This is a genomic window from Agrobacterium sp. FDAARGOS_525 (genome assembly GCF_003938925.1).
Classification (GTDB): Bacteria; Pseudomonadota; Alphaproteobacteria; order Rhizobiales; family Rhizobiaceae; genus Agrobacterium; species Agrobacterium pusense.
In genome coordinates, this window is the sequence record NZ_RKIU01000002.1 from 98,140 (window position 1) to 114,760 (window position 16,621).

Consider the following 16,621-nt stretch of genomic DNA (forward strand, 5'->3'; position numbering starts at 1 on the left):
ATCTTGAGACGCCGAAAATCTGCGCCACGCCGGGGTATGACTACGATCGGGCTACGCCCTCACTTCGTCACACCCCGGCGCAAGTCTCATCCTGATTGACGCTGAATCCGCATTGCCTCACTAGAAATGTTCCCTGATTGTTGGCCGTTGCCTCATCTGATTTGCTCCCAGCATTTGTGGGTGCGGAGCAAATCAGATGAGGCTGATCAGCGTGACGACGAAGAAGGAATTGGTTGCTGCTCTGGCAAAGCGCTATGCGGCCGGAAAGCGGGAGGAAAAATCGCGGATCCTCGATCAGTTCGTTTCGATTAGTGGGATGCATCGCAAACACGCGATGCGTTTATTGCGGGGGGCGGATAAGCAACCGCAATCGCGAACGCGGGCGCAGATTTATGACGAGGCGACCCGACAGGCTCTTATTGTTTTGTGGGAAGCCTCCGACCGCATCTGTGGCAAGCGATTGAAGCCCTTGCTGCCAATTTTGATCTCATCGATGGAACAACATAGCCATTTGAGGTTAGACGATCAGGTCCGCACACTTCTGCTACAGATGAGTGCGGCTACCATCGACCGTGCATTGAAAAGCGTGCGAGAAACAGCAGGCGGCCGTCGACGCCGACGTTCCGTTGCTTCATCAGCATTGAAGCGGAGTATCCCAATTCGAAAATTCTCCGACTGGGGTGATCCCCCACCTGGCTTCATCGAGGCCGATCTGGTGTCGCACTCCGGTCCCAACGCACGCGGCAGCTTTATTCAAACTCTTGTCCTTACAGATATTGCGACCGGTTGGACCGAATGCGCCCCTCTGCTTGTTCGCGAACAGAAGCTTTTGACGGAAGTTTTGACCGAGCTTCGCCGCGTAATGCCCTTCCCGTTGCTTGGCTTTGATACGGACAATGATAGCGTATTCATCAACGAGACAATCAGGGACTACTGTATTGATTCAGATATAGAATTCACTCGCTGTAGGCCATATCGTAAAAATGATCAGGCTTATGTGGAGCAGAAAAACGGATCGGTCGTCCGCCGCATTGTTGGCTATCATCGGTATGAGGGAGTTGAAGCTGCGGCAACACTTGCAGAGCTTTATCGTTCGGTGCGCTTGTTCGTGAACTTCTTTCAGCCGTCGTTTAAGTTGCTCGAAAAGCAGCGAAACGGAGCGATGGTCAAGAAGCTCTACTCTTCTCCCGCGACGCCACATCAACGGATTTTGTCGGATGCAAGGACGGGACTGGAGGTACGCGACCGCTTGGTGCGCATGAGCGAACAACTCGATCCTGTAACGCTTCTCCGAAACATTCGTGCAGGACAACAGCGGCTTGCCGACATTGTGCATCAGGGAACACCCTTAAGCGAAGTTCCTGATATCGAGAGCTTTTTACGAAGCCTGCGTATCGCGTGGACGGAGGGCGAAGTTCGTCCGACCGCGAAAGCAAAGCCAAAACTAAAACGCGAGCGACGGCGGCCTGACCCGCTGGTTAACGTCACGAATGATCTTTACAGTTGGTTTGAAGCAGAGCCATGGAGAACCGGCCGCGAGCTACTAGAGCGACTTCAAAGCATCTATCCCGGCGAGTATCCTAATGGACTAATCCGTACGGTGCAACGACGGGTGAAAGGTTGGCGTCGCGATCGCGCGCATAGAATGATATTCGGAAACGAGCCTGGCGAAGATGAACAACAACCAGAGCTCAGCAGGGCATAGGGAGCATTCTGGTGAGGCAATATGCTATCCGTTCGGGAGCATTCTTCGATGAGGCAATACGAATCTCACCTTGATTGCCGCTATGCAGCGGAGGATTCTTCCAGGAAGTCGCAATGGCCTGAAGCCTTCGGGCATCTGCTGCTCGGTGTCCCAGGAATAGATGCCGGTGAGATTTATGTGCTCCCAGCTGAGTGGCGAGACATGCTTGAGCAATATGTCGGGGATAGTTCGACCACTTTGACGCAGATGGGCTACGGCACGGCTGAGATAAACGGTATTCCAGTGGACGATGGCGCTGACGACAAGGTTGAGGCCCGAGGCACGGAATGCCTGACTTTCGAACGATCGGTCGCGGATTTCGCCGCGCTCATGGAAGAAAACGGCCCGCTTGAGCTTGTGGGCGGATTCTCCTTTGTTAAGACCGGCTTGACATCGCCGGCGAAGTGCCGGGTTGGAATACCATTCGATCATAAACAGGGATCGCTCGATGCGCCCGAGCTCACGCAGGGCTTTCGCCAACTGGCTCGGTTTCGAGGATGCCGCCAGCTTTTTGAGGATCATTGAGGGCGCAACAGAGCGTGTCGTGATTGATGCCGCCAGATGGAGAAGGTCATCCCAGTGTTCCAGAATGAGGGCGGTATTGATCGGCGCGCCGATATGGTTGGCCAGTGCTGGATATGAGTCGGCCTTTTCGAAAGTATGGAACTTCCGGTCCTTGAGATTGCGCAGCCGAGGCGCAAAACGCTTTCCGATCAGAGTGAAGAGGGCAAATACATGATCGCTCGCACCTCCGGTATCGGTAAAGTGCTCCTCGATCTCCAGGATGGTGTCGTGGTCGAACAGGCCGTCGAGAACATAGGCTGCCTCGCTCTCGGTCGGGCTGATCGGCAGAATGCTGAAATAGCCGTACTGATCGGAAAGGTGGCTGTAAAATTTCGAGCCTGGCTCGCTGCCATAATGCAGGTTGATATCACCGCGTTTGGCGGCACGATCACTGGCCCGGAAGAACTGACCATCAGATGATGCGGTCGTCCCTGTTCCCCAGAGCTGGGCGTGGGGATGACGCGCATGGGCGTCGGTCACACATGCCTGCGCTGCGCGATAGGTTTCCGTGCGGGCATGGAACATGCGCATCCATCCGATCTGATGGGCGCTGATCCCCTTGGAGGCTCCGGCCATACGTTTCGGGCCAAGATTGGTGGCGTCCGCGAGCGTGCCGGCGAGCATGGCCGGAATGTTTTGCGGTGAATCGCCCGTTCGAACATGGGTGAACTGGTCGGCAAAGCCGGTCCACTCATGCACGTCTCTTAAGAGATCCGGCACTTCGACAAGCGGATACATTTCGCTGAGTTCGATATTTAGTTCATCGGCTGCAGCGGGCACTTCGCTCGCCAGCGGTGTTACAATCAGGGTTCCGGCATCGAGACGGACGCCTTCAAGTTTGCCGTTGCGGGCGCGATGGGCGAGACGTTTCAGATTGAAGTCCAGCAATTGTTGCATTTCGGTGAGCCAAGCCACCCCGTCGCGCTGCACACCGAGCCCAAGCTGGTCAGTTTCCTTCAGCTTGGTAAAAGTAGGGCGGGGCATGAAATTTTCATTTATCGGCCGGAACGCCCTGCTGCCTTCGACCCAGATGTCGGCCGAACGAAGCCGCTCGCGCAACGCTGCCAGTGTTGCAATCTCATAGAGACGGCGATCGGCCTTTGCCTGCCCGAAGATCAGTTTACGCTCCGCCGCGCCGAGATGAGCGATCGGGACACGTTCGGGAAGCACGCGCCTTCCTTCCGCGTAAAGGGATCTGAGTGTTTCGATCGCTGCCAGCAAAGGATCATACCGACGACTTGAATGGAATGTGAAGGTCAGGAGGAACCGGCCTGCATAATTGCGAACATTGGCATATTGCTCAGCTGCAATAAGCAAGGGTGAGGCGTCATTGTCTTCCACCATCGCCGCAAGCGTCGGCTTTGCCTGCACCAAGCGATGCCAGCCGACGTGGCGGTCGAGCGTTTCAATTGCATCTTCATCATTGTCATTGGCGCACTGAAGAGCCGATATCGTGTCGAGAAACAGCCGTAGTGCCTTAGCCGTCTCCATCCGGGTGTTCACATGGCGCTGCTTCTTGCGGTTATTCGCCTGCGAAAACAGCCTGCCGATCAGCTTGATGAACATGGTGACTGCGGCGTCGGTGAGCTTTTGCCCAAGCTTGATGATCTGCGCGATGATCGTCGCGCGCCGCCGACTGGCGTTGAAGTCGGCGGCAAGCCATGCCGGTGTCACATCGCCCTCCCGGACCATCTGCTCCCAGCGACCGGAGTGGATGCGGGCTTGTAGTCGGGGATCGATATCGAGCGCGCGGATGAAAGCGATCCTGTCGGTCAGCGTGACCAGGTTGGTTGCTCCCGGAGCATCTGGCGCAGATCGCAGCCAATGGAATCGCGTCTGTCGTATCTCGGGATCAACCGTCAAAAGATCATCGAGGGATTGGAGCTTTTCGGCTGAAAGGCCCGATATCAGGGCAGCCTCGGCGCGACGGCGGGCTATTACGCGGCCGGCAAAGCCGATCCGCTCTATTGTGTCAGGTGCGGGAAGTAACACCTTCCGCTCCCGCAGCGTGGTGACAATAGCTTGGGCAATAGAATGGCCCTTGTCCGTTGCGGTCGCCGTTTCGACGGCGGATAGTAAGGCGGCGCGCCGGTCCTGTGCTGTTGCTGTTCGTTTTCCAAAATAGGAAAGCAAATGCGCGATATGCTCGCGGCGAGTTTCCTCCCGCCTGGCATAGGAACGGAAACTCTCCGGATCAGCATCCAATTGTTCGGCTATATAATTGAGCATCGCCCTCGGCGGAATTTCGTGCACCATGAGAGCCCGGCCCGGATGCCGCATCATGCAAAGCTGGACAGCAAAGCCGAGCTGGTTATGTTTTCGCCTGCGGACTTCGATCTCCAGCCGGTCCGATGGAGATAGAGTGTAGTGACGGATCAGACTATCCTCATCGGTCGGTACGCCGAACAGCTCCTGTTGATCCTGAATTTTGTCCATTGTCTGGCCCTCGGCGGCGTCGATCTGGCGAGTTCCGCCGGGAAGATGACGATGAGCGTCATCAATGCCGTCGCTCAGTTCGAGCGTGATCTGCTGATCGAACGCACGCAGTCGGGCCTCAAACGAGCCAAGTCGGAAGGCAAGACCCTCGGCCGTCCCGCTCGGCTCAATGAGAAGCAGAAATTGGATGTTCTCTCGGATTTGGCGGGCGGGATGAGCGTTTCCGCACTCGCCAGAAAATTTGACACCAGCCGCCAGACCATCATGCGTGTCAGGATCGAGGGCGACCGCTCCGTTTAAGCCGTGACTTGAGTAGGCACCCGTTTCCCTTTCGCCTCACCCCGCGCAGCAGGACAGTTTTTTCACATCCCTGTCGAAGGTCTGAGCCGCAAGCTTCAAACCTTCGACAGTCGTCAGATATGGAAAGATCGTCTCCGAGAGATCATCGATCGTCAGGCCGCAGCGGATGGCCAAGGCTGCCGTCTGAATGCTGTCAGCACCCTCTGGTGCAAGGATGTGAGCGCCAAGGAGTTTCCGGGTTGACCCGTCGGCGACCAGCTTGATCAGGCCGCGCGTGTCGCGCGCCGCCAGCGCCCGCGGCACATTGTCGAGGGAAAGGACGGAGGTGCGAACCGAATGTCCGGCAGCCCGCGCCTGCGCTTCGGTCATGCCGACGCTCGCCACCTGCGGATCGGTAAAGACCACGGCGGGCATTGCGGTGTTGTCGTAACTCAGGCTGTTGCCGTTCAATGCGTTCTTGGCGGCGAGCTTTGCGCCATAGGCGGCCATGTAGACGAACTGATCTTTTCCGGTTACATCGCCGGCGGCATAGACGCCCGCCTTCGAGGTGCGCATGCGATCATCAACGATGATGGCCCCGGCCGGTGTCAGGTCTATACCGGTTTCAGCAAGCCCAAGGGCTTCAGTGTTCGAGCGGCGTCCCGTCGCCACAAGAATCCGCTCGGCAGTCAAGATTTCCGGACGTCCGTCCCGCGCGATGGCGAGGGCAACACCACCATCATCGGTCTTGCGGGCGGACTCGTAGGTAATGCCGCTGACGATTTTAATCCCCTCATCGGCCAGATAGGTGGCAAGCGCAGCGCCGATTTCGGGTTCAGCCTCCGGCAGAAGCCGGCTGCGGAACACGAGTGTCACTTCGACACCGGCCCGTGCGAAAGTCTGGGCAAGCTCCACGCCGATGTAGCCGCCGCCAAGCACTATCATCGAGCGTGGCAGCTCGGTCAGGGCGAGCGCTGTCGTGCTGTCGAGCGGCGATACGTCAGCGATCCCCGGAATCCCCGGCAACGCCGGACGCGCACCGGTGGTGATGATAATTCGCTCGGAGCCGATGTGCTGGCCCGCGACCTGGACACCGCCGTCAACGAGGCGGGCCGGACCTTCGTGGTAGACCACATTGTTGTACTCCGGCAGCAGATCAGCGTATTTCGCCTGTCGCAGACCGGCAACCAAAGCGTCTTTCTGGGCGATCTGAGCGGCCCAATCAACCACGCGCGCGCCGCTTTCGATCCCATCAAACCGGGCAGCCGCATCGTTGGCGTGACGTACAGCCTCCGTGGCCCGGATCAGGGCTTTCGAGGGCACGCAGCCGATGTTGACGCATGTACCGCCGATCGTGCCATGCCCGACAAGAGCCACTTGGGCGCCTAGTTCGGCGGCCGTGATCGCGGCGGAGAAACCGGCCGAGCCAGCTCCGACGACCACAAGATCATAACGGCCGTTGCCTTTGTTGGAAGTTGGAACGTCGCAAGCTTCACACATTCAATTCACCTTTGTTGTCTTGTTATTCATCGAGCAGCAATTGGCATCCGCTGATGAGGCGGAACGCCGACGCCGGTAAAGATAAAGTGCGGACGCCCCAATCGCGGCGAGAGCGATCGGGATCAGCACATAGCCGGCCGCTGCGAACCATGCGGAAAAGCCAAAAGAGCCAGCGGCGACCAAAAGAAATGGCGCGGCGCAACAGATGACGGCGAGAAACCCGACTTCGCCAAGGCCGATGAACTTTCCATCTGTCATGCTGAACCTCCTTACTGCGAAACGCCGGACGGATAGCCAGCATTGGTGGTTGCGGTGATCAGCGCGGCGACATTCGTCTGGCTGTCGTCAAAGCGCACCTTCGCGATCGCCGCGCCGGTCGCCTCCGATACATCAACATCGAGCACGCCTGGAACGTTGCTGAGCGCCCGCTTCACAATCGGGCCGCAGAGTTCGCAGGTGGCATTGGCAACATTCAAGGTTACGGTCTGCTCGGCGGCAAAAGCGTGACCACCCGTCAGCAGGGACGCAGTAAGGGCAATGAGGGGCAGGATTTTCATGAGATTCTCCTTGGGATTAAGCATCGAGGACAAGGCGGGCGGCGTAGGGAAAGCCCACGGCGATAATGATCAAGACAGTTGCGACCCAAAGGCCGATCTTGGCGTTCCGAGGGGATGATGGACGCGCGCAGTAGGAACCCTCGGCGCATTCAGCCGCCTTCGGCCTGCGATAGACGAGATAGAAACCGTAGCCGAGGCAGGCGAGCGCGATCGTGATAAACACAGGCTGGTAGGGTTCGAACGCGGTCAAATTGCCGATCCACGCGCCGCTGATGCCAGCGAAGAACAAGGCAAAGGGCAGCACGCAACAGGTTGCTGCGCCCAGTGCCGCAACGATGCCGCCGACCGACAGCAATGCTGCCCGATCAAAACCCTTTTCGGCTGGCTCTGTGACTGTATTTGCCAGCGTCCGTGTTTCATCCTGCATCATCGTTCACATGCTCCCGCAATTGATCTATCGTGACCCTAGTGCCTGTAGCGACTACAGGGTCAAGCGAGAAATTTTCACGGATTTGTGCGAGCTATGTGATGACACAGAATGATGAATTTTCGATCGGCGTGCTGTCCGAGCGCAGCGGCGTCAACATAGAGACGATCCGCTATTACGAGAAAATCGGCGTCATGCCGAAGCCCGCCCGCAGCGCAGCGGGTTATCGTATCTACACAACTGAACACGCAAGGCGGCTGCATTTCGTGCGGCGCGGCCGTGAACTCGGCTTCAGCCTGGACGAGTTGCGCGGCCTGCTTCGCCTGGTCGATGGGCATACCTACACCTGCCGGGAGGTCCATGCGCTCACCATCGAACATTTGAAAGATATCCGTCAGAAAATCGCCGATCTGCGGCGTCTGGAGCGGGCCATGTCGAATATGGCGGCGCAATGCACCGGCGATCAGGTTCCAGAATGTCCGGTCATAGATGCCCTTTTTGAAATGCGGTCAATCAAGCGTTCCCGCTCCGTTCAAGCTTAGCGTACGATTTCGAGCAGCTCTTGTTCTGACCCCAATTCCGTTTGTCAATCAGTGAAACCTCACATTCATATCAAGCGTATCGGCCTTGCCAGGGGTCGATCACGACGACACCAGTTCCTTCGAAGTCTCTGAGGTTTCGCGTCACCACTGCCATGTTATGAACCAGACCGGTCGCGGCAATCAGGGCGTCGGCCTCGTTTCGCCGATCCGGTATGTGAAGATGTGCACAACGTGTCGCGATGGCGTCATCAATCGATAGAATGCGACCGGCGAATTCCTTGCGGACATGATCGTCGAGCCACGACCGCAAACGGCCACCCTGTACCGCGTCCCGGCGTTGAACGCCGAGAATGCCGCGCTCAAGTTCAAGGATGGTGATTGCGGAAATATAGAAGCTGGCCGCATCCTCCGCCGTGATCCACGTCACCACATTGGAGTCAGCCTTGCCGTCACCGATCTTGCGCAGTTCGGAAACGACGTTCGTATCCAGGATAAATGTCAAGAAAGATCCACTCCGCGAGCCGCAATCTCGGTGCGGGGCGGATCGAAGTCGATATCCGACAGGCCGGGCATGGCCAGCGCATCGACAAGGCTCCGACGCTTGCCGGTAAGGCGGGCGAACTCATCATAGGTCATCAGGACATGGGACGGTCTGCCACGGTCCGTGATAATGACGGGACCATTTCTGGCGGCCTTCTTGGCGTTGCTGACGTCATGGTTCAGCTCGCGGCTGGTCAGTGTCGTGATGCTCATAGACACCTCCATGTAGGTATTTACCTACATATAGCATTTCGGCCCGACAAGACAAGCAGGATCCGGAATGGGATGAGCACGATCTGTCCCCTAACGCCGCGATTTCAGCCTTTGACTTCCGTTTCGAACCGTGCGGCAACCTCATCCCACGACAATATGTCCTCCTTCCAAGCGGCAAGGTGGAGCATTGTTACGGCTCTGTTCAGCTTGCCAGCCCAGTCCGTTTCGTGCCGCTGTTCGTAACCCACGATGTTCGGACGCGAATTCGTCATCAGGTCGGGAGCGAGGATCGGGAGCTCACAATAGGAATATTGCTGAAGCTTCAGGCTCGATTCTACGAGATAAAGCTCACGCTCCTTCAGTCTATAGGGGGCCAGCCCGAAATCAGCGAACTTGATGTAGGGAATGATCTCGTTGAAGGCGCGTTCGCCGTAGACCCGGACATTCGGTGGAAAATCGACTGGAATCCCTTCGCCGAAAAGATGAAAACTCACATCAGGTGCATGGGTCGCCATGGCCATCACGGCATTCCTGTCGAACAGCATGTTGCCAACGGCAACGCCGTTGCGGGTCCCGACCGGATAGGGCGAGTCCTTACAAGAATCGAAACCCTTTTTGTCGATGCCTTGCGGAATGATCACGACCTTGCCAGCTTCCCGGAAACCCTCGGCCATGTGGGACGAGGGAACGACGATCCGGTCAAACAGCGGCACAATTCGTCGTTCCAGCCGCTGCAGATATTCTGACGCCCCCACTGTGTCGAGCCGGTCGCGGGCGAAGTAGACCATCCGCGCACCTGGATTGGCTCTGCGGATCGCGTCTAAGAACACGATGGCCGTCCCGGATTCGATGGCGATCACATCGGCCTTCACGATGGCCTCCCGCATGAACCGTGGCAGAAGGGTGCCATATAGCTTGAAGAACGGCGCGGTCAGCGTATTGAGTAGCGTATTTCCAGAACTGAAGGGGTGAATGAGCGGCAGGTAGCAGGCTGAACGGTAGCGCGGATCTGTCTGCACGAAACGGTTACGCTGCTGTGCGGCTAGTTGGCTATAGATCGCCCGTTTCTTGAAGTACGACAGATGGCTGAAACCAACACTGATCGTCTCGACTTCGTGGCCGCGGTCCGCAAGCGCCTGGCTGACAAAGTGCACACTTGTCTTGCGTGTCGTCGGTAGAAACGCATGCGTGGAAAGGAAGAGAAAATTCACACTGCTGCCCAACCCTAGCAATGCACTGTCCGAAAGAACGGTATCAGTGCTCCTTCGACAGATCCTGCTTCCATCGCGCGCCGAGCGGTTTGTCCAACGCGTCGGGCACACACCCATTGAACCCGCCGCCTGGATAAAGCGTCAATTCGCCAACGTGAATCTGCCCTTCGGCCAGATAAAGGTCCACCCGCATGAAGTCGCAATTGCTCGCGATTTTTTTTGCCACGCTGCACATTTCCTCCAGTTTTTCCGGCTTCGACAACTCGCCGGGAAAGCTGACATAGTAACTGCTCACGATGTCGAGACGTTTCCAGTCGGGATCGAAATAAGCTTCATACCCGATTCCATTCCGGCGAATCCGCAGCTCGATCAGGACAACCCTGCCATCGAAGACAAAAAGGCGATAATCGTCCGGGACTTCGTGATCATCGATCAGCATCGTCTCAATAATGATTTGTGGCACGAACTCGCCATAGGCCCATTCGCGGTTGAAACGGTGGTGCTCCAGAGCCATCCATTCGGCGCTGGGATCGTCATCCATCAGCGTCCTGATGTCATCGGCGCCGCGAAGAAAGGCGCCGCACCCTGATGCGTGGGTCGGCTTCACGACTACGGGAAGTTCGATCTTAGACCAGTCAACGGTGGAAAGGTTGCGACCTACCCATTGCGTCGGGATGACATATTGCGAACCGGCGCGCTCGCGGATCAATTCCTTGGCAGCGTGCTTGTCAACCATAATTGGGTACAGCGGATTGCGGTCATAAAGCTTGCGGGCCTGAATTTTTTCGGAAAAAAGTTCAGGCGCATTGAGCCGTGGGAATCGTCCCGACATAGACCAGTATTTTAGCATGATATACGCTTTATCTGGCAAGCCAGATATCAAGCGCCAAAATAAGTGTAGCGCCTTTTCTCTGAGCCAGTTTTTCTGATTTGATGGAAGCGTGATATTGGACATGACCATACTAACCGGACTTACATTTCCGACCGGCAAAACGTAGCGGATGGCACTTACCAACATCTTAACCGAGCGCCGAAAAGCAACCCAAAGGCGTAGGATGCATACGCAATCTTAAACTCCTGTCTGTATCGGTATTCATGGAATATGATCCTGCCATTGCGCATGGCCGACCTTAATCGATCTTTCCGGATCAGGATGCCTGTTCCGGGCGTCTCGGGTTGACGGGCGCCGGCTCACGGCAAAACAGTTGGCAGTAGGTCTTGGATTCAGTACCGGTCAGGAACATGCATCATGTTTGGCGCATCAATGATGAACACGGCCGCCGGGTTGGCATCGTTGATCGCCGGGTTCGGCAGTAGCATTATCGTTGCCCGCGTCCTTGGCGTGAATGGCTCAGGGATCGTTGCCTACGCGCTGTGGATCATGACTGCCGCGACCCTGGTTTCCGACCTCGGCCTTCCACAGGCATTACTCCGCTTTGCCGCGAAGGGGAGTGATAGCGAACGCATTGCGCTACTACGAGCGCTCACAAGGCGGTTCGCGCTCTCGACCGGCCTACTGGCAACTGTAATGGCCGGCTTCGCCATGTGGCGATATTCAACCGGAAGTCCGGCAACAGCCTGGGTCTGGATGGCGACGGCCGGGCTGTTCCTGTGCTACGCCTACTCAACACTTTCCCTTGGTGTCGCCCAAGGGCTGGGTCACTTCCGCCAGACCAGCGTGAACACCGTCGCAGGTTGCCTCATTCAGCCCGTTTCCGTCGCAGTAGGCGCGGTTTTCCTCGGCCCCGCGGGCGCGATCCTCGGCCAAATGGTCCGCCACCTGCCACAGGCGCTGGGGTTGCGACGCTACTTCGCATTCGAAGCCGCTCCGGCGGATTACAGCGTTCCCTCAGCCGTCAATACCTATGCGCGCAACAACTGGATGTCCGGCGGACTGGCGGCACTCTTGAGTTCCCGTGTTGAACTGGCGGTCATCGGCGCATATCTCGGCGTCACCGAGATTGGACAATATGCCGCCGGCGCGACGATGGCCAGCATGATCGTGCAACTGACCTTCTCACTTGCTGCCGTTCTCGTTCCGCTTTTTTCATCCTATCAGGACAGAGAGGATTCTGCCGGCCTCATCTGCGCCTATCAGCGCAGCCTTTTGGGGCTCTCCCTTCTCCTCGCGCCGATATGCTTTGGGGGGGCCGCGATAGCGCCCGTTCTGGTGCCAGCCATGTTCGGCGAGGCGTTCCGCCCGGCTGGCGAAATAGGCGCCGTTCTTGTCGCCTTCGCCTTTGCCCAGGTGCTGACAACGGTTCCCTATCGGTTGATGCTTGCCAGAGAGCGCACCGGCGTCGTTCTGCACCTGTCCGTCTGGGAAGGCGTTGCGAGCATGGCCGCCCTTCTGGTCGTGACTCCGCTCTGGGGAGCGATGGGCGCGGCCTTCGTCAAGGGTGTGACCTCAACCGTAACCGCTATAATATATTTGGCCTATTGCCGCGTTGCGCTCGACACCCCGGTTCGGATATGGCCCCTGCTCAAGATCGTTCTCTCCGCCGCGCTCTGCGCGAGCGCAGCTTGGGCCTTGCTCATGTGGAAAAACGATCTTATCGGCCTTACACTGTCCATACCGGTGGGTGCGACGACCTATATTGTTGCGCTCATCTGCCTCTCCGCGATACCGGAGGAAGATCGGAGGCTGGCAAAGGGCTGGGCCGCAGAACGTCTTACCTTTCGGAAGGGTCAATAACGGCCCTACATTTACTTGAAATTTTCATGAGCAAGTTCGTAGTTAGGCCAGGTACAACATTGAAAACATCACAACCATCCATTCGTCCCTTTTGCTATGGTGATCTGGATGAGGCCGCCCTGACCGTGCCGAGTTTACCGGAGACCATTCGGTTTAAGTTATGCGACCACGGCTGGCGCATCCAGTATGATGTAGTAGGGGTCAGGACAAGAGCAGTTCAAAATCGATGGGTTGGGAGGCTCTCACCGATACAAAGTCGTTATGCGTCGATCTGGGCAGGCCCTTGAAATCTAAACCGCAAATCATTCGTGCTCTTCACAAGGATGACCTGGACGACGTTGCCCGTCTCTTCCAGAAGACGTTCCGCAGCAGCGCCGCGGCCTCGCCGGCGGTCAAGGCTGCGCTTTCGGATACGTTTCTGAACCATCCTCACGCTGACGACGAACTGACTTCTCAAGTGCTGGCGGATGAAACCGGCAAGGTTGGCGGCTTTATCGGCATCATTCCAGTAAAGATGGTCATTGAGGGCCGCCCCGTTCGGGCGGCTTGCGCCGGTTCAATGATGGTGGAGCATCCGAGTGAGAATCCGCTGGCAGGTGTGCGGCTGCTGCGCTCCTTCCTTTCCGGCCCGCAAGATGTGTCGATCAGCGAGACGGCGAACGCCACCGCGCTGCGAATGTGGCGTGGCCTCGGCCACGGCCCCCTGACTGCCTACAGCCTGAATTGGCTGCGGCTTCTGCGGCCCGGCGCGGCGGTCGGTGCAATCACGGCGAACGTGCATCCAGCCGGTAGGCTGTTAAAGCCCTTCGGAAAGCTGGCGGACGGGGTCGCGCGTCTTGCCCGGATCGAACCTTTCCGCTTGCAGACCGCGAATCCGAGAGCGCCCGTCTTCCGCGACGCGGACGCACCGGAACTGGCTGAGGCGCTGTTGACCCTTGCGACCGCCCACACGTTGCAGCCGGACTGGAATGAAGTAACGCTCCGCTGGCTGCTCCGACAGGCGTCGGAAAAGCCGCTCTATGGGAAAATCGTCCGGCGCGTCGCCTATGAAAAGGATGGCTCCCCTCTCGGCGCCTATGTCTATTACGGACGGCCCGGCGGAATCGCCTGGACACTCCAGCTGCTCGCCCGGCCGGAGCGCGTGGATGCCACCCTCGACGATATGCTTCATCATGCCCATGATGCCGGTTGCGCGGCCATCCGCGGCAGCGGCCAGCCCTGGCTGACAGCGCCGTTACTCAGCCGCAAAGCGCTGTTTCTCGGGCGCAGCTTCACCGTCGCCCACACCCAGGATGCGGAGATACGCCGGGCGCTCGACGGTGGCGCGGCGCTGATTTCCGGCCTTGCGGGAGAAACCTGGTCGCCGCTGATCGGAAACCGTTTTAACTGACCGGAAGCAGGGTCAGCGGCGGCGCGCCGAGCGAAACAGCTACCCGGCGCTTGGCCGCAATCGCCTGCCACGCCGCCTCCACCTCGTCAGTCTGCATGCCTGTGGCGGCGGCGGTTTCTGCCGCGCTCCTGCCGTGGTTCAGGGCATAGAGACAAATATCCATCAGGCCATGCGGCAACGAGAAATAATATTCGTCCTGCGTCTGCGGCAGCGACCACGTATCGGTCGTCGGCGGGCGGCGACGGATCGCCTCCGGAACCCCGAGCGCCTCGGCCAATTGATAGACCTGCGTCTTGTAAAGATGGGCGATCGGCTTCAGGTCAGCGGCGCCGTCGCCGTTCTTGACATAGAAGCCCTGATCATATTCCAGCCGGTTCGGCGTGCCCGCCACGGCGTAGTTCAACCGGTCGGCGTGGTAGTATTCGAGCTGCTTGCGGGTGCGCTGCTTCATGTTGGCGGCGGCGATCATGCCGAGATAGACGGAAGCAGGCATGCGCTTCTTGACCTCGCGCCCGGCGGGGTCGGCGGCCACCAGCCACGAAAGCGCCAGCCCGCGCCCGGAAAAGGGCGATTCGAGAACCACCTTGCAGCGCCAGCCCTCGCCATAGTCGGGCAGGATTTCGCGGATGAATGCGTCCCGGCGCTCGTAGCAACCCGCGGCAGCAAGGATGGGGCCGATCGTCTCGACGACAGTGGCGACACCGAGCGTTTGCGCCAGCTCCCGCCCCAGCGCCAGGCTCTGCGGATCGGATTCGTCTTCCGGCATGAACAGGCCGAACACCCGGTCCGCCCCGAGCGCCCTGACCGCCAGCGCCGCCGTCACCGAACTGTCGATGCCGCCCGAAAGTCCGACCACGACGCCGCGCCGGCGCAACGGCGTACGCAAGGTTTCCATCATCCAGTCGCCGATGCGGGCAATTTCCACCTCGGCATCCAGCCGCAGATCCTCCGCGCTAAAGCTCATCGTCTATTTCTCCCTGCATTTTGGGCGACGGCATCCGCTCTACCCGCACTTTTCCGCTCGCCGTCTTTGGCAGGACGTCACAGAATTCGACGATCCTGGGCAGCATGTAGTCTTCAAGCGTTTCCGAAAGCCGCAGCAGGATGTCGCGCCGACCCAGTTCCGAGCCCGGAGCGAGCACAACGAAAGCCTTCACCGCCTCACCCAGAAAGTCATCCGACACGCCGGCCACGGCGGCGTCTCGTACGCCCTCGATCGCATAGAGCGCCCGCTCCACCTCCTGCGGGCTGACCTTCTCGCCGCGCGACTTGATGATATCGTCGGAACGCGAGACGAAGGTCAGGAACCCGTCGGCGCTGGCGGTGAAGAGATCGCCGGTCAGCAACGTGCGCACGCCGTCACCCCCCACATCTCTGAGCTTAGCGTTGCTCGCCGCGGGGTCGTTCCAGTAGCCGGCCATGACATGCGGGCCGCGCACCGTCAGTTCTCCCACCGCGCCCGGCGGAGCGACCTCGCCGCTCTCGTCCAGCACGAAGGCCTGCGTGCCGGGAATGGCGAAGCCCACGGAGACCGGATGCGTGGCGGTAGCCTCCGGCGGCAAGGTCACGGCGCGGATGCATTCCGTCTGGCCGTACATCAGATGCAGGCGCGCAGCGGGAAAGAGCCGTTGCAGCTTGTCCGTGACCGTGGGCGGCATGGCGGCAGCGGCGCTGGTGATGGTGCGCACGTCCGGCAGGAAGCCGGGAACAGGACCATCCATCGCGACAATCGTCGAGGCGATAGAAGGAACCAGCGGAAAAACGCTCGCCCGGCTTTCCGCGAGCCGTTGCAGCGCAAAAGCCGGAAAGGCAAAGGATTTCTCCAGATGCAGCGTGGTGCCCGTCATCATCACCATCAGCACCTGCGTCAGACCGTAGCCGAAGGAAAGCGGCAGCACATTGAAGACGCCATCGTCCTCTGTCAGACCGAGATAGGCACAGATCGCGACGCAGGCCGCACCGAGGCTCGCATGGGTGTGCATCACGCCCTTCGGCGCGCCGGTGGAGCCGGACGTGTGGAGGATCAGCGCCAGCCCCGCCGGAACCTCCGCCGGTGCTGACGGCGGCCCGCACGCGGCCACCGCCTCAAGGCGGAAGAGCGGCTCGCCAGGGGAATCTCCCTGCTGGTCCGCGGCGAAAAGAGAGACGGACAGGCCGCACGCGGCGATAGAGGCATGCGCCACCGGCAAAAGCCTCGCCTGCGTCAGCAACGCCACGGCACCGAGGTTTTCCAGGATCGCACCGAGTTTCGCTACCCGTGTAGATGGATGCAGCGGACAAGCGACAGCCCCGGCCTTCCAGATGGCGAACAGCCCAGCGACATATTCTGCGCCGTTGTCGAGGAAAAGAACGACGCGATCACCAGGCCGAACGCCCGCATCGCGCAATGCGCCGGCAAGCCGGTGACTGGCCGCATCGAGAGCGGCGGCGGAAAGCTTTGTGCCGTTCGCCGTCAGCGCCGTCTTTTGCGGCAGCCGCCGGGCATAGACGCGCAGATGATCCTCAAGCCGCATCTTCCGGCCT

15 protein-coding genes and 1 pseudogene are annotated in these 16,621 nt (G+C 59.0%); 5 read left to right on the forward strand and 11 right to left on the reverse strand.

The window, feature by feature from the left end; translation table 11 throughout:
- The first annotated feature begins 196 nt into the window (after positions 1–196).
- On the forward strand, positions 197–1,705 hold the full coding sequence (locus EGT36_RS00620; protein ID WP_125269942.1) for an integrase catalytic domain-containing protein: 1,509 nt from the start codon (positions 197–199) through the stop codon (positions 1,703–1,705).
- A 24-nt stretch (positions 1,706–1,729) separates the two neighbouring features.
- On the opposite strand, the gene EGT36_RS00625 is transcribed toward EGT36_RS00620, so the two are convergent.
- The gene (locus tag EGT36_RS00625; RefSeq protein ID WP_286083361.1) at positions 1,730–4,744 is read right to left on the reverse strand and encodes a Tn3 family transposase; all 3,015 of its coding nucleotides are present in this window, start codon (positions 4,742–4,744) and stop codon (positions 1,730–1,732) included.
- On the opposite strand from EGT36_RS00625, the pseudogene EGT36_RS00630 reads away from it, so the two are divergent.
- A pseudogene (locus EGT36_RS00630) lies at positions 4,739–5,044 on the forward strand (recombinase family protein); the annotation flags it as partial. The gene EGT36_RS00625 and the pseudogene EGT36_RS00630 sit on opposite strands and share 6 nt — an antisense overlap.
- 36 nt (positions 5,045–5,080) lie before the next feature.
- Here the strand turns inward: EGT36_RS00630 and merA are convergent.
- Genes merA through EGT36_RS00650 form a run of 4 tightly spaced genes read right to left on the reverse strand, consistent with a single transcriptional unit; the run spans position 5,081 to position 7,510 of the window.
- Entirely contained in the window at positions 5,081–6,523 is a 1,443-nt protein-coding gene (merA, locus tag EGT36_RS00635) for a mercury(II) reductase (RefSeq protein ID WP_003501078.1), read from the reverse strand.
- Complete coding sequence (gene merT, locus EGT36_RS00640; RefSeq protein WP_023517539.1) at positions 6,524–6,781, reverse strand: mercuric ion transporter MerT; 258 nt, start codon at positions 6,779–6,781, stop codon at positions 6,524–6,526. It lies immediately after the preceding gene.
- A gap of 11 nt (positions 6,782–6,792) precedes the next feature.
- On the reverse strand, positions 6,793–7,080 hold the full coding sequence (locus EGT36_RS00645) for a cation transporter (protein WP_010661778.1): 288 nt from the start codon (positions 7,078–7,080) through the stop codon (positions 6,793–6,795).
- Between the two features lie 16 nt (positions 7,081–7,096).
- Positions 7,097–7,510, reverse strand: a complete 414-nt coding sequence (locus tag EGT36_RS00650; protein WP_125269943.1) for a mercuric transporter MerT family protein — start codon at positions 7,508–7,510, stop codon at positions 7,097–7,099.
- 98 nt (positions 7,511–7,608) lie between these two features.
- Here EGT36_RS00650 and EGT36_RS00655 point away from each other — a divergent pair, with 98 nt between their 5' ends.
- Positions 7,609–8,049 carry a MerR family transcriptional regulator gene (locus tag EGT36_RS00655; RefSeq protein WP_023517540.1) on the forward strand — a complete coding sequence of 147 codons (441 nt, stop codon included), beginning with the start codon at positions 7,609–7,611 and terminating at the stop codon, positions 8,047–8,049.
- Positions 8,050–8,119: 70 nt separating this feature from the next.
- Here EGT36_RS00655 and EGT36_RS00660 read toward each other — a convergent pair whose 3' ends face one another.
- The 4 genes from EGT36_RS00660 to EGT36_RS00675 form a co-directional block, all read right to left on the reverse strand.
- Positions 8,120–8,551 (reverse strand): type II toxin-antitoxin system VapC family toxin, encoded by a 432-nt coding sequence (locus tag EGT36_RS00660; protein WP_036588695.1) that lies wholly within the window; start codon positions 8,549–8,551, stop codon positions 8,120–8,122.
- A complete protein-coding gene (locus EGT36_RS00665; RefSeq protein ID WP_036588700.1) occupies positions 8,548–8,802 on the reverse strand; it encodes a type II toxin-antitoxin system Phd/YefM family antitoxin in 255 nt (84 codons plus the stop codon). The genes EGT36_RS00660 and EGT36_RS00665 overlap by 4 nt, the downstream gene beginning before the upstream one ends.
- Before the next feature lie 104 nt (positions 8,803–8,906).
- Positions 8,907–10,013 carry a GumK N-terminal domain-containing glycosyltransferase gene (locus tag EGT36_RS00670; RefSeq protein ID WP_051517877.1) on the reverse strand — a complete coding sequence of 369 codons (1,107 nt, stop codon included), beginning with the start codon at positions 10,011–10,013 and terminating at the stop codon, positions 8,907–8,909.
- Between the two features lie 43 nt (positions 10,014–10,056).
- A complete protein-coding gene (locus EGT36_RS00675; RefSeq protein WP_157951611.1) occupies positions 10,057–10,968 on the reverse strand; it encodes an ATP-grasp fold amidoligase family protein in 912 nt (303 codons plus the stop codon).
- A 294-nt stretch (positions 10,969–11,262) separates the two neighbouring features.
- On the opposite strand from EGT36_RS00675, the gene EGT36_RS00680 reads away from it, so the two are divergent.
- Entirely contained in the window at positions 11,263–12,708 is a 1,446-nt protein-coding gene (locus EGT36_RS00680; protein WP_036588702.1) for a lipopolysaccharide biosynthesis protein, read from the forward strand.
- Between the two features lie 283 nt (positions 12,709–12,991).
- Positions 12,992–14,098 (forward strand): hypothetical protein, encoded by a 1,107-nt coding sequence (locus EGT36_RS00685; RefSeq protein WP_125269944.1) that lies wholly within the window; start codon positions 12,992–12,994, stop codon positions 14,096–14,098.
- Here the strand turns inward: EGT36_RS00685 and nadE are convergent.
- A complete protein-coding gene (gene nadE / locus EGT36_RS00690) occupies positions 14,091–15,062 on the reverse strand; it encodes an NAD(+) synthase (RefSeq protein WP_036588707.1) in 972 nt (323 codons plus the stop codon). The two genes, EGT36_RS00685 and nadE, sit on opposite strands and share 8 nt — an antisense overlap.
- Positions 15,052–16,611, reverse strand: coding sequence for a class I adenylate-forming enzyme family protein (locus EGT36_RS00695; RefSeq protein ID WP_036588711.1), 1,560 nt, complete (start codon positions 16,609–16,611; stop codon positions 15,052–15,054). Before EGT36_RS00695 ends, nadE begins: the two co-directional genes overlap by 11 nt.
- Positions 16,612–16,621 lie beyond the last annotated feature (10 nt).